General features: G+C 35.5%; 6 protein-coding genes. 5 read left to right on the top strand and 1 reads right to left on the bottom strand.

The window, feature by feature from the left end; translation table 11 throughout:
* The first annotated feature begins 208 nt into the window (after positions 1–208).
* The 3 genes from ACIFSR_RS29895 to ACIFSR_RS29885 all read left to right on the top strand — a co-directional run bounded on the left by ACIFSR_RS29895 (position 209) and on the right by ACIFSR_RS29885 (position 6,654).
* Entirely contained in the window at positions 209–2,992 is a 2,784-nt protein-coding gene (locus ACIFSR_RS29895) for a hypothetical protein (protein ID WP_430062222.1), read from the top strand.
* Positions 2,967–5,651: an RHS repeat domain-containing protein gene (locus ACIFSR_RS29890; protein ID WP_430062219.1), complete on the top strand. Its 2,685-nt coding sequence runs from the start codon at positions 2,967–2,969 to the stop codon at positions 5,649–5,651. Before ACIFSR_RS29895 ends, ACIFSR_RS29890 begins: the two co-directional genes overlap by 26 nt.
* Positions 5,652–5,724: 73 nt before the next feature.
* A complete protein-coding gene (locus tag ACIFSR_RS29885) occupies positions 5,725–6,654 on the top strand; it encodes a hypothetical protein (RefSeq protein WP_430062217.1) in 930 nt (309 codons plus the stop codon).
* Between the two features lie 1,356 nt (positions 6,655–8,010).
* Here the strand turns inward: ACIFSR_RS29885 and ACIFSR_RS29880 are convergent.
* On the bottom strand, positions 8,011–8,175 hold the full coding sequence (locus tag ACIFSR_RS29880; RefSeq protein WP_430062214.1) for a hypothetical protein: 165 nt from the start codon (positions 8,173–8,175) through the stop codon (positions 8,011–8,013).
* A 184-nt stretch (positions 8,176–8,359) separates the two neighbouring features.
* Between ACIFSR_RS29880 and ACIFSR_RS29875 the strand changes: the two genes are divergently transcribed.
* Both ACIFSR_RS29875 and ACIFSR_RS29870 read left to right on the top strand, forming a co-directional pair.
* On the top strand, positions 8,360–9,862 hold the full coding sequence (locus ACIFSR_RS29875; RefSeq protein ID WP_430062212.1) for a hypothetical protein: 1,503 nt from the start codon (positions 8,360–8,362) through the stop codon (positions 9,860–9,862).
* Positions 9,863–10,049: 187 nt separating this feature from the next.
* The gene (locus ACIFSR_RS29870; RefSeq protein ID WP_430062209.1) at positions 10,050–15,797 is read left to right on the top strand and encodes an RHS repeat domain-containing protein; all 5,748 of its coding nucleotides are present in this window, start codon (positions 10,050–10,052) and stop codon (positions 15,795–15,797) included.
* Positions 15,798–15,807: the final 10 nt, after the last annotated feature.

Genomic DNA, 15,807 nt, shown 5'->3' with positions numbered 1-15,807 from the left:
GCACTCTTTAAATGTAAGGCATATGAAAAATAGAAGTTATTCTTGCGATGAGCCCTTTTGGTGGATTATGTAACAGGTATTTTTCACATATCTATTGTATAGGGTTTCTTTCGTTGGAATAAGGAAATGGCTGTACGTTTTAAAATTCCTTAATATATATGTCTAGCACTTGTTAGTTTTATAAATAATGAAATAGGGAGACACATAAGTGTACACTAAAAAACGAATTAAACTAATATCAATAATTTTAATCATCACTTTTTTTATGGGACTATTTAATAACTATGAGCGACAAACTGTTAATGCGGAAGCAGAAGAGAATCAATCGATTATAGCGCAAGACATGATGAAGCGCTTTTCAGTATCAGAGAGCTTTATTCAGGAGAATATAGATAATGGCTACAATTTAAATGAAATATACGCTGCTTTGTATAAAGCTGAATTAGAAGGGATTTCATTTGAACAAGCACTTTATCTGTTATTTTCTAAAATGGTGAATGAATCACAAACTGCAACAACGAGTGTCTATAATGGAGCAGCAGGTGATTCCACCCCGAAAATGATAATAATTGAAGCTGATAAATCAACGATTACAGGAAGTGTCTATAATCCTGATGTGACAGATAGTGTTTATGATTCTCCTTCGGTAACTGAAGGAGTTTATGGGAACAAAGGATATCAGTCAATGAGTTTGGTCGAAACACCGCCAATATTAGAGACAGCTCCGGTGTACGATAAAACTAAATTAAGTGAAGCCCCATATAGTGTTGGAATTAATAATGAATCTATTTCGAGTTTATCAGGCAGCTTATCCATTCAAAATGTAGATATGACATTACCAGGTAGAAATGGACTGTCATTTGCCTTAACGAGACAATATGACACAGATGATGCACAATACTATGATGAGAAATATGGTTCAGAGGTCTATGAATATGGAGACTATAAGTATTATGTCCAATTTAACGCGATTAAAAAGAAAATATTATATCGGTACACATTGAAGTACAATGAAAATAAATGGATTCAGCAAGATTACGATAAAAACGGAAGCATTGATTATAATACCATTCCGTTATCTACTGATGAAAAGTTGCGTGGTACTTATGAGACTAAAGCGGCAGCCCAAGCAGCAATGGTCTTACCACTAAAGTATTCTATTAATTCTGATCAGATTTACAAAGAAGAAATCAGGCCGTTAGATAATTTGAATACAATCCCTAACTATATTATGTATAGTCAATATGGATATAGTGGAGCACTTTATAAAACAGGAGATCCATTTAAAACTTCCGGAAGCTTTACTGATGCAGATACAAAAACAGGCAAAGACACATGTATTGCGAAGTTTCCCGGAAAATATAATTCTTCTAAAATTTGGCAATCCACCGAGCCTGGTGGAAGTTGTGGTACTTCTATGTTTTATGACAAGGATGGTTATGTAGGTAATCTTACAACCAAAGTTAATTCACTAACTAAAGATTGCCCGAATGGTAGTACGCCTGGTTGGATATGTACAAAAGAAATCACATCTTATTTTTCTGGTTTGGTTACAAAACCAGCTGTAGACAATCGGAAATATTCGCAAAAATATAATGGATACCCGACTATGCCAGCTTACGTGAGTTCGACAAACTATGGACCTTGGGTAGATGATTCTGTAACAGGAGGAAGAATGAGGTATGCCTATGAAATCAATGGTTCTCAGTGGATTGATATTGAGGCATATGACGGACCAGTAGAAGGTGATCCAGTTCCGTTGATAACCCCTTTATATGAATATACAACTGCTAAGGATGAAGCTATTTCTATTAACGGCAGAGGAAATACCTTAGCGGGTACAGAGGACGGATATAATTATTATTATGCCTCAAATCCCAATGCGGAGTTGAAGACTTTCCGAGTGGGAACATCGGCTGGAATTCGATACTTTAATGATACGAGTATGCCGCTCAATGAGAAGCTCTATCCAATTGGGAAAGGGTGGTCATGGAATCTACCGCACGTGCAGTCGGAGCAAGATAAACTCTACGTCATTATGGGAAATGGCGGGAAATATGAGGTAGAAGGTACCAATCTGAAAGGATCTGACTGGTTAGGCACGAGCTTGACATTGGATACTACGGTCAAGGTAAATGGAATAAGTTCAAAATACGTCTTGACTCCAATTGATGGTAGTATTAAGCAATATTTTGATCAGGAAGGTCGTATTATCCAAATCTCCGATGCGTATAACAACACGATTGAATTTAAATATGCCCTTGAGAACTCAACTTATAATGGTAGGAAGTTGTTAAGTCAAGTTAAGGATGCAATTGGCAATACCATTGATATTATCTATTCATCTACTGAAGTGAAGATTCAAAAAGGAAACGAAATTGTAACCTATACAAAGAAATTAGAAGGGAATATGGAACTGCTTGAGTATGTCGTAGATGCTGAAAATAGAAGAACAGATTATAAGTATGAATTGGGAGAGGCAAAGTTTAACTTGATGAATGCCTATCCGGAACGTGCGAAATCAAATCCTTATGTATTACTGAAAAATATTAAGCATCCTACTGGGATGAAAACGGAGTATGTATATGAAGCTGCACCTGTCAAACGCTATTCAGGTGTGGATGTCATGAATGAGGCTTACCGAATTTCTTCTCGCGTAGATCGATTATATTATGAAAATGGGACGGAAAAGCAGTTCAATTGGAGATCTATGTCTTATAACAATACGGATGTTGGTCAGTCCTATGGTCAAGATTTTACATTTTCTACAACATTAAATAACGGACTAACAAATGTGACCACACAGTATAAAAAAGACTTTATTAATGATCAAACACCAATGCAGGTTTATCTCGAACAACAAAAGGAGTCGGCAGATGGTTTTGATAAAGTAGCTAACCATGCCTATACAAAGGTTGTCGGGTCTAGAGCGTACCCCGTGTCGGCTCCAACAAGCACCACATTGAGTGGAGTTGGTCAAATATCCCAATAATCAAACGCTTGCTGCAGCTTATAATGATACACAAAATACTGTAACGGTGACGGATGAGATGGGATACCAGACCGAGACTCGTTATAATGGATTGGGTTGGAAAGAAGAAGAAGGGGTAATTGTAGCAGGCAATTTTCAAGTGAAAAATAGACTCTTATATGATGCATTTGGTCGTGTAGCTGAATCGCAGGATGCATTGGGCAATCGAACCCAAATGCAATACGATAACCAAAGCCGAATAGTTAAGACCACTGGAGAAGATGGAACAGAATCTACTATTTCATATGATGATGCGCAGCGTAAAATAACCAAAATGGATCTTATGGGTTATACACAAGTTGAATCCTATAATAAATATAACCAACTAATGACGCTGCAGGAAATGTCGCAATTAGGTGGTGAGCTTCGGTACTTATCTCGTAATGTCTATCATCCGAATAGTGGGAAATTGATCCAACAAACGAATGCAAACAACGAGACGACAACATGGGCGTACGATACGGTAGGACAATTGAGGTCAGTCACCAATGCAGAATTGGAAACAACAAGCTACAACTATGATTTACTAGGTAACCTCGTGAAAACGACATTCCCAGATGGAATGTTTCAAACGAAAGAGTACGATGAGCTAGGCAGATTAATTCGATCAAAAGATCCCTTGCTCAAAGAGAAAACTTTTTATTATGATGCGAATGGGAATCGAATTAAGATGAAAGATAAAGCAGGTCAGGAATTTGTTTACACCTATAACAATAGGAATTTCTTGATGTCTAAACAAGGGCCGTCTGAAGTAATATCTTTCACATACAAAGCTAATGGAGCACGTGAAAGTATGATAGATGGGATGGGGACAACTAGTTACACATATAAGCCATTTACGGGTGAGTTAGAATCGGTTGTTTATCCAGACCTTAAGACCATAGCTTATACGTATGAGCAGAGAGGGCTGCGTGAAACAATGACGACACCTTTCTCTGATACAGTTAAGTATGATTATAACAATATGAATCAATTAGAATCAGTTAAGTGGAATGGTGAATTACAAGAAACCTATAGCTATAATGACAATGGTCAATTAGCTGAAAAGACACAATCGAATGGAATAAAAACAGAGTTAGGCTATATCGATAACAAGTTGATAAGTCTAAAACAAATTAATTCGATTGCGTCGGTATTAGGTGAGTATGCTTATGAGCATGATGCAAACCGTAATATTAAAAATATAATGGAGAAGTTTGAGGGTGATATTAAATCGGATAATAGCTTTACGTATGACTCCTTGAATCGAATTAGTACATCTAGTCAATTTGACGAAACATACACATATGATAATCGCGGCAATCGTCTCACTCTTACATCCGATAATGAAATTCAGCTAAAAATGAATACCTCATATGAATATGATGAATGGGATCGTCTAACGAAAGTAACCGATGATGATGGACAGGTTGTTCAGTATCGTTACAATGGGGACAATCTACTCGTCGAACGAATAGAGAATGGAGAAACCACTCGCTATTATTATGACGGACAACAAATCATAGCTGAGGGTATCGTAAAGCCTAACGGCAAGGCGGTAGAGAAGGTAAGCTATCTTCGAGGTAACGGTCTAGTTATGCAGGAGCAAGTCAATGGAGAAAAAGGATACTATCTGCATAACGGGCATGGGGATATTGTCGGCATTCGAGATGAAGCAGGAGATATTCTGAATGAATATGAATATGACCTATGGGGCAATACAATTTCTAAAGTGGAGCAGGTAGACAATTCTTTCCGCTACTCTGGTGCATATTGGGATGAAACTACTGGATTACAGTACCTTCGTGCTCGTTGGTATGACCCTTCAATGGGGCGGTTTATAAATGAGGACACGTACGAAGGGGAACTGGGAAATTCATTAAGTCAGAACCTATATACGTATGTGGAAAATAATCCATTGATTTATATGGATCCGAGCGGTATGGCTCCTGTTCTAATAGGTTACATTTATATTATTGAAGGTCCGAATACAGAAGTATATATAGGGTCAACGGCACAAGATATAAAGAATAGAATGAGCAATCATAAATGGAAGGAATTGGTCAAAAATCCGGATACTGTTGTAAGGGCTATTGAGGTGAATGCTGAACTTGATATAGAAGCCTCGAGAAGAGGAACTAATTTGGGTGCCAGAAATGAGGCGTTAAGAGCTGCTGAACAAGAAGTTATAAATAAGTATAGAGATGCAGGGACAGACCTTAAAAATTTAGATAATGCAGCTGAAAAATCAAATATGGATATCTGGAAAGCCCGTCATTCAGTTGAATTCGATGTTAACTCGTCAAAAATTGCTTTAAAAGGCGGCAATCGTGTGAATTCTGCTATGGGAATATTTGATTTTTACGGAGCGTTTATGGCTATAACCCAGTCACAATATGAATATGCTCCCTATTATATGCAAGACCAAGGAGGAGCGTTTACGATTGGAAATTCTAAGAATGGTTGGTTTTCTAGTACGAATTATTTCAAAACCTATGAGTCGGGTACGACTGAAGGGATTAGTAAGGATGAGTATAATTTCTGGAAGGCGGAAGGGAGAGCACTTTGGGGGTATCTCGATAAATGGGGTAATTTTGTTCCGGGGTTATTCAATCCGAGATTAGAAGATTATACTGCATAAAAATTGTTGCCCGAGCAAATCAATATAAGGGTTTTGTTTGGGCGACAAAAAAACTTAAAAGAGGATGATTATAATGGCAGCAGATCTAACGATAGATGAGTCGCATTTTACTAGAATCGTTAATATAGAGTCGCAGTATAACAGCTTGACAATCAGTAATACATTAGAAATAGAAGTAAATGCTGAAGCATTAATTGAGCATCTGAATCAGATGGAAGGAACGGACCGAATCGAGAAGCTGATAATAAATTATAACTCTTCATTAGGAGATCTCAGTGTACTACAGGCGTTTTCGAGTTTGAAAATTTTGTATGTCTATGGACAAAAAATTAAATCTTTTGATGGAATAGAGCGGCTCTGCAAAGGTGAATATATTCAAATCCAAACTCATCGTAATCGACGAAGGGATATATCTCAGCTTTCCCAGACAAAAATAAAACGTATTGATATTTATGTGGAACAAATCGAGGATTATTCGGCTGCTGCAAGATGTAAGCATCTGCAGACCATTGATATTTTTCACAGCTTGATAGAGCCGGATTTTGAGGAATGGAAAGAAAGCCCAGTTGAAAAAATGGCATTTAAAAGCTGTAAATTTAAAGAGTTGGGAAATGTAGCGTTAATATCAGGATTGACTAATCTCAGTGTACGGGGTTGTCGCAGCCTCGAGCGTTTCAAGGGAGATAACAGCAGCATTAAAAGGTTGGAAGTAGACAGCTGCAAAAAGCTGGACTTGAGTACGTTAAAAACATTCAAGGGAGTTGAAGTGCTAATTGTAAATAGCTGTACCAAGGAATTTAATCTTACAGAAATTGAAGGATTGAAAGACGTAAAGATTCTAGGTTTCATTTTATGCAATGTAGAGGTAGATTTAATCAACCTGAAGGATTACTTTCCGAATTTAGAGTCCATGCATATCTCTAGTATGAAAAAAGACTATGGTTTGCAGTTGAAACAATTGAACCCTGATGTCCAAATTACGAGTCGATCATTTGAGCTTTAGCAGAATATCATTAAAGTCAACTGATTTAAAAGAAACCTTGGAAGGATTCATGCCTTCAAGGTTTCTTTGTTTGCAATACTAGTTAGAGCTGGTTTTTATTAATGTATTTAATGTTGTAATTCTACCTGGTGAACCTGGTCGTGAAAATAGCAATTAGTGAACGAACGAAGTTTTTGCGTGTTTATCGCACATTTTGATTGCAGTGGATTGATTATAAAATGCTTGTAATCTCTACGTATGGGATAGGAAACTAATCCTCGATGGTAATGGTCGGTTGCTTCCAAAATAATGGTTGGTTCTTTACCCGAGAGTACCTTCAATTCATCAGGCAATTCTCCCAGTCGTTTAAACCGCTCTCCTCGTGCGTAATATTCTCCAATATTCCGTATGGTTCATTCTTTCGCAGAAAAGCCTGTATCACGATGATTTATTTAGCCGCATCTACTCCTATAACTGGCTCCATAACACACTCCCTAATTAAGCGGGATGAGAAGATATTTTATTAGAGGGAACCTCTCTGCAGCGATGTTTGGCTGTGGGGAGGTTTTTTCGCTTACTTATGCTATTGAGTTAACGGGCAGAGGTGGTGCATACAGAAGAGTGGGAAGCAAACCGACTGCGATGGAATGAAGTAATAGGAATTACGAAGTCCTTCAACCTTTTGGGCTCGCGAACGTTTTGTTCTTAACGCGCGAACAACAGATAATGGTATTAGTACTACATAGGCGATCGAGGTCAAAGCAGCAGCGGAACGAATAGGTAGCACGACCTTAGCATCTACCGATAAGAAAGCACGGAGTGGTTATATTGGTGCTAAGCAAGGTAAGGTTAAGCTAAAGACGTTTTAAAAGATGGGGACTATGTATTCCATTTTAGAGCCATGTATTCGAATGGCATCGCGAAGGAGAGGGATGTTACATCGATGCCTGATACGTGTCAGATTTTCATATCGCAATACAAGGCTAGATACATAGCCATATTTAAGTTTTATACCCACGACATCCGCCACGATTTTAACCTCTTTACGTTTCTTGTATCTGTATTTATGTTTCTTGCCTTCTACAAAAGGGCTATCTGGATGCTTCGATATAATTCCTTCCCATTCGCGTTCATTTAACCAGTTCTAAAGTGCCGGTTCATCATAAAGGAGATCCGTTACAAAGACTCGCGGCTGCTTAGTCATAAATTTAGAAGCAAGTCGAGCATAGCGTTACATCATATCTTTTACGATTAACACCCATCAGGACGCGCTGAAAGTTCGGACGGCTGCCGTCAAAATAAGCGATCTCATCATCTAATACACATCGGCCTATACGTAGAGGACTAAGAAGCTATAATTTCGGGAAAACGATCATTTCACAGCTCAACACGCTTTGAGAAGATTTCTATACCTCTGTCTCCATCCTTCCGTACCAGAGTGCGAATGCCATCCCATTTAATTTGGTAACCCCAATCGGGGCCTGTAGGAATGTCTGCTGAAGTAATTGGAGTAATAGGGACTGTAGGCAGCTGCATATTCATGAGGCATTATCCATGGTTTTCATATTAAGATATTACTTTTTTTGTGTTAAATGAGAGATATCGACCTAATTAGACAAAAAAAGTCTTTTTTAGCTATATATAAATAATGTTTGTGTCATTATACTTTACATATGAAAGGTGATTATGAAATTAAATCTAAAGTTTAGTTCTTAGGAGGGGTATAGTGGGTAAGAAAAAAGTTCTATTTGGTCTATTATTGGGTGTGTTAATCCTAAATTCTTCATTTGTTTATGGTAGCGTTGAGAAAGGGAAACGAATAATCCAAACGAATCAATTAGCATTAATGAGCCAATCAATAAATGGCAATGAAGAATTGATTAAGGATAGTAACGAAATGGAATTATCTTGCAAACAAGAATTAAGCGCAAGTAATGAGAGATTGAAAAGTATTAAAGCTTCGCAACCATCTCTGATTGATGAAAATACAAAGCAAAACGGTCTAAGTAAAGATGAGACACTTGCGAATGAAATCATAAGTGAGCGAACAGAGCATAGTAAAACGTTTCAAATTTCAGAAAACATCCAAAAGTTTGTTTCAACAGTGGAATCTCAACATTATATAAATGACGGACAATGGCAAGACATTGACTCTTCGTTTAAATTGAATGAACAGTCACAAATAGTCATGGATGGGAATAGGTTTTGTGTGACTATTAATAACGATTCAAGTTCCGTCAAACTTGCAATCGCAGACTCCACAATGGATTATGTCCCTGTAAGTGCTAATAAAGCTAAGGTAATTGTGGATGAGAACCAAGTAAGTTTTATAGAACTTTGGACTGACACTGATTTGGTTTATACCGTGCATAATGATGTTTTAGAGATGAATATTAATTTGAAGTCGTCCAATACCCCAAGTCAGCTTAAATTGAAACTTGGTATGCATAACTTGCGAGCGGAGGTTGATCAGTTCAATAATATTTTATTAATTAATCAAAATAATCAAACCCTTATGGTTTTACCCAAAATGAATAAACATAAAACCACAGTGGGAAGTCAAATTGAGGGTGAATTTTCCTATTATCTAACGACTGAAGATAACGAATCATATCTAGTATTTAATGTAAACCCAAGTGAGCGAAAAGCATATCCTTTGTCAATTAGTCCAGTTATTACAGAAGTAGAGGGATACTCAAGTAATAAGTTATTTCATGATCTTCCTAATATAAGTACGGATAAAATACAAAGCATTACTTTCCGGAATGAGTCGTCAAATGATGATGATTGGAATCCTATTAATCGTCCTATGAAAGTTTATTTTATGCGTGAAGAGGTCTATGATAATGGATGTAATTATGGACGCGGTTGTAGTCCTGATCTAGAACCAGGTTCTGATGGGAGAACTGTAGCTTGGCTAGGAACTACAACAAGTTATGATGGCTTTTTTAATAGTATCACTTTCTATTCACCTGAAATACTTCAACTTGTAGGAACGATAGATATTTATGGTGCTGTATTTTATCATACGAGAAATCTCGTTGAACCTACGAATCATATTACATCAATTGAAATGATCTATAAACAAACAACTCCAAAGCAAATTCAATATTTCTATGATGCTAACAATAGATTGAACTATATCCTCATGGACAATGGGGAAAGAATTAACTACATATATGATCAAAATGGGAATCTAGTAAGTAATACATTAATAAATAACCCATAGTAAGCGAAATGATAAATAAAACCTATATTGTTAATGTAACAATAGGCGCAATTTAGGTCGAGACACATGTATCGCAAAATTCCCCGGAAAGTATAATCCACAGGTCCTGGTGGTAGTTGTGGGACCTCAGATTAAATGTCTAGTATGCTGCGTGTTAAAAAAACATATTTTAAAGGAGAAATGAAAAGTGAAAAGGAGAAACAAAGCTATCTCCAAAATTATACTTATTTTATTTGTGTTCCTTTTAGCCGTGACTGACTCGTTGCATATTGTAAGTGCAGAGCAACTAACTGATAAAAATGAAAGCTCAATCAATTCGTTGCAGGAGACTCAATTTCATGGAAAAACTGAGGATTCAATGATTCCTGAGTTTGCACTACAACCTTTAGATATTTCACCTATATCAGTAAATAATTCAGTCTATAATGCAGATTGGAATGGAAAACTTAATGAACTTATTAAGCAAGCTAATATAGAGAGGGAAAATCGTCTTTTTCCTGAAGATCAATTTAACTATACAAAACAAGAAATTGAAGAGTTAATAATGCAAGGTGCGACTGTAGAGGATATTTATATGTCTGATTATATAGGTAATGTTTTACTGGAAAATCCTAAAGATCTGATCCTTTTAAAAAAAGAAAGAGATATAAATTGGGAGCAAATTGATAATGAAATCAAAAATGAAAAACAAATTAAAATAGAAACTTTATTAAAAAAGTTCTCTTCAAAAGAGAATAATATATTAAATATTAAAATGAGTCTTGCGGAAAAATTAATTCTTTTAGAAGCGATTGAATATGAAGGACTAAATAATGCAGATGAACTCGTCGAAAGTTATCAAAATCTAGGTTTTAATGGATTGAATCGAGATATCTCATTTGAGGGTAAAATAAAAATTGAAGAATCTAGTGTTACAAATTCAGTCTATGATAACACTAGATTAGTTAATGGAAAAAGTGTGACTGAATCAGTATATGCTACTTCGCACACTGTAAACAATAAGTATTCTAATATGAGATTAAATATAAATAGCGTCTTGGATGGATTAATAACGCAACAATTAATAAATCAAACAAATAAACAGCAGTTTGCAAGTAATGAAGGTACTGAAACTATCGACCCTGTAACAGGTAAATTATCATGGAAACGCACTGATATCCATCTTCCTGGTAGAGATGGGCTTGATTTAAATCTAGGTGTTATGTATAACTCAAACTACTCATTTGACTATATGAGGAATACTCCAGGGTCAGATCAACTATGGAGGTATAATTATTTAGTATCGAGATATGATTTGGGGGTAGGGTGGTCTTTTCAATTCCCTTCTGTACAAAATGCTGATGGATATCTTTACTATCATCGTGGGGATGGACCTATATATCAAGTAGATTTCAATGCTACGGACACTTTAGGCAGTTATACTCATTTAATAGGATATGAAGGTAAAGACGTTAAGTTTATTCAAGATAATCAAGGATCTTATAGCAATGGTCAATCTAGTTCTGCCTATTTTCTTGAATACGCAGATAAAAAAAGAGAATATTTTGCATCAGATGGCAGGTTGTTGGGAATAGTCGATAGATTTGGAAATGAAATAAAATTTCAACATATTGATCGTCAATTATATGATGGTCAGACTTATAAAGTCATATCAACGATTACTGATTCAATTGGTCGAAAAATATCCTTTGAATATCAATCGACTTTACAAACGACTGGTACGTTTAGTGGTGAAAATATCAAAGTAACTGTGTTAGACCTAAATGGTATTGTAAAACAAACAGTAACATATCAAAAATGGCGTTTAGCATATTCTGATGTGTCAGGTTATTCCCCATATTTGTGGTTAATTCAAGATCAAAATAGTGAATTCACAACTTTTGATATTACGAAATTAGTAGGCTATCATGATTATTGGGCAAAAAATTATAGTAGTAATCATGGTAATATTTATTATTATGGACTAGCGAATATCAATTATCCACGATCATCTGTTAAATTTCAGTATGATAAGATAACACGAAATTGGGGTCCATATGGATACGCAGAAGAGTTCCGAGTGAAAAACAAGTTTAATCAAATAAAGAAGGATTCTAATCTCCAAGGCGATATAAATCATATTAACTATTTATACGAAGGAGATTATACGGGATATCCAAATTATTTCAATCCAAATAGTATCCCTGTTTCTCATTCTTATTCATCGAGCTCAGTTATTCAAAGTACTTCGTTAACCAATGGATTGATTTCTAAAAGCAATTTTAATGGCGTCGGACAAGTGACTTCGACAGAGTCTATTGCTGCAAATGGTGAAAAGAAAATTATTACCAATCTGGCATTTCACCCCACTCAAATTTATAAACCCACTCTTATTCAGAGTGAGGATTACGGGGTGGGAGATACAACCGCCACAACTAATAAGTTAATTTGGGATATGCAATATAATGATTGGGGAGGTGTTCAAAGTAGCAGCTTGCCACTTACGCAAACAGAATTTAATGATTCTTCCATAAAAAGAAAACATACCATTACTTACACATATGACCCGAATTATTATTTTTTAAAGACGAAATCGTGGTACCAAAATATAAACAATACGACTCTTTTATCAGAAACTACAGATTATTATTCAAATGGAAGATTAAAAAGTTATACCAATGCCAAAAATGAGATTACAACATATTGTTATGAAGCAGTTGATGTTAACGGCATTGTGACATCAAATTGTACTAATGCAAGTAATGTGTTGGTTGGTAAAGTACGATTGATAAGAGAATCAACTAATCTTGGAAATGGACAAACAACACTAAATGAAGTTTTATATGACAACAGCACTGTTTATGCATATCCTAGTGAGACCAGAAGTACTTTTTCAACTAAGAGTAACAGGGGGCTAGATATAACTCAGACAGTAAAGAAGACAATGCTCTATGACCTGGGAATGGGGCTAATCAAGGAGGAAAAGGATAGTAACAACGGAAAAACTTCATACACTTATGATAATCTAGGTAGAGTAAAGACAATTACCTATCCATCATTTACGAATTTGAGTAACGTAAAATATAATACAATTGATGAGTACAACTATATAAATACAACAATTCCTCTGAGTGCGATACCAAATAATACTGGCGTGAATAGCGTAATGATTGAATATGGAAGAAAATACATTCAGCAATCAAATGGCGCTACAACTATTTTATCTAAACAAAAATCTTATTATGATGGAATAGGTAATTTGCTATATGATCTTGTATCCAATAACGGAACAGAACAAATAAATCAATATCAATACGATGATTTATCTCGACCAATTGTTGCTTTGGATCCAATGAATAATTCTACAAACGTAACCTATGATGCTTGGGGAATTCAGAAAGAAGCATCAGATGCTTATGGAAACTTATATATTTCAGAGAGAAATCTAAAATTGAGGAGAAATATCAATTATTTTATTGCTGCTGCAGACATAGCATTGTATCGAGCTAATCCATTACAAGATAATATAAAAGAAAGCTATATAGAGCAGGATTACGATCATCATGGTCAACATATCACAACAAGGGCCTACAAAGATTGGCCAATGAAAAATCAGGAATTAACAGAGCGTTTTAGTTATGACATTGCAGGAAATTTAATTGGATACATTGATCCTAAGAACAATCTAAATGGTGATGGGGTAACCACACGATACGGCTATGATACTTTGAATCGTCTGATTAGTGTAAAAGATGCAATTGGACAAATCACTAAGTATCAATATAATGTTAGTGGTCAAATTACAAATACCACAATGCAATTATCAGATACTGATACGCCAAAAGTATTAAATGAAAAAACCTTTACAGAAACGGGGTTAATTTCTGCTAAAACAGATCCTTCCTTGAAATCAGATTCATATACGTATGACAAGCTTGGATTACTTAATCAACGGACAGATCGTAATGATACAGTAGTTTATTCTGATTATGATGAACAATTTAGAAATACAGTGAAGACGGCGTGGTCAGGTGTAGAATATTTAACGCAACAAAGTAAAGTTAATTTTGGCAGTCTCGGAATTCAAAAAGATACTTATGAGTTGTATGAAAGTGGAATTCTCAAAAGTTCCTTAGTTACTACAATAGATAACTTAAAACGGACAACATCTATAAATATACAGAGTCAATCATATACTTCAAATCTTGAGTTGTCCTATGACAAGAATAACCGTATAACTTCTGTTAATAGTATTGGTAATGCAAACAATGCCATAACAAATTTAAAATATGATAAGTTACGGTTAAGCAAAGTCCAAACGAATGGACAAACAGTTATCAATGATGCGGATTCAGCTAATGTGAAGTATCTATATTATCCTAACGGACTATTAAAATCTATAACGTATCCACCGATTGCTGATGGAAGCATTTTAAAGTCAGAATATGAGTATACTAAGTTAAAACAAGTGAGTACTCTTATTAATAAGCGAGGATCAACTGTATTATCCTCTACTTCGTATTCTTATGATAAAAATGGAAATATTGAGACTTCTGTTCAGGTAATGAAGGATAAGCCTACAATTTCTAATGTATTTACCTATGATAAATTAAATCGAATTATTGGAGTTACAAGATCAAATGGCCATTCGATCAGCTATACGTATGATTTAAAAGGAAATCGTTTGACATCTACTGATATAGCACTATTCCCGATTACCATAAATATAAACAGTTATTCTTATGATCTATTCAATAATTTAAAATCCACCACTAAGGGATCATTAACTACTACCTTTGAATATGATCCTAATGGGATGCGCTTTAAGAAATCATCAAACGGCAATATTAAGCAATATCGTTATAACCATAATAAAGAAGTCGTTGCTGAGATGTCTGGAAATAATCAGACATATGCCACATACATCCGAGGAGATCGCTTACTATTAAAGAAAGATGTTATTACGGCAAAGGACTATTACTATTTATATAATGGTCATGGTGATGTCATCCAAATTGTTGATACTGATGGCAATATAGTTAATAACTACACTTATGATGAATGGGGAAACATTACACAACAAGTAGAGGGAATTCCAAACTCCTTTAAATATGCCGGAGAAGAATTTGATAATGAGACAGGATTATATTATCTAAGAGCACGATACTACGATCCAACTATGGGAAGGTTTCTAAATGAGGATACGTATGAAGGGGATATTACGAATCCGCTGACGTTGAATCTTTATACGTACGTAGTAAATAATCCATTAATTTACTCTGATCCATCAGGTCATGACCATGTTTTCAATCAAAATCAATATGATTATCTAATGAACTTGTACGAGAATGGTTCAATAGGGCAATCAAAATGGGCATATAGTCAACTTGACGATGGAAGATACTACATCGATAAGGCAAAACCAAAAGAAGTATTAACTTTAGATGAGGCAATATATGCTGATGCTAATGTTCGTGAAGATCATGTATCAGAGTTTATTATGGATACCTTTATTACTGGGGGAAGCGGTCTAGTAATAAAAGCTGGAAAAGCTGCTGGAAAAACAGTATTTTCAAAAATTGCTGGCTTGTTTTCAAAACCTGCTGCCCAAGAAATTGGGTTTCATGGAGGAAGGGCTGGAGAACTTTATTTAGCTAAATCATTAGGTGCAGATGCAACTCAGGTGTTTTTTAAAACTACTCAAGGCAGAAGGTTTATAGATGTTCTTCACGATGGAATAGCACATGAGAGTAAAGTAGGCTATGTATCCTTAACCTCATTTACTGAGAAGCAAATACTAAAAGATGCTGAATTAATTAAAAATGGTACTGTCGATGGAGCGATCTGGCACTTTTATAAAAGCGGAGTCACAGGTAGAGGAGGAGCGTCTCAGCCACTTCTAGATATGTTAACTGCAAATGGTATAAAATATGTAATAGAAATAGTATATAAATAAGGAGGTTGTT

It is taken from the genome of Paenibacillus sp. NRS-1760 (assembly GCF_050467785.1).
Taxonomy (GTDB): domain Bacteria; phylum Bacillota; class Bacilli; order Paenibacillales; family Paenibacillaceae; genus Pristimantibacillus.
The sequence above is the reverse complement of the archived record's forward strand: the minus strand, read 5'-3'. Positions and strand labels throughout refer to the sequence as shown.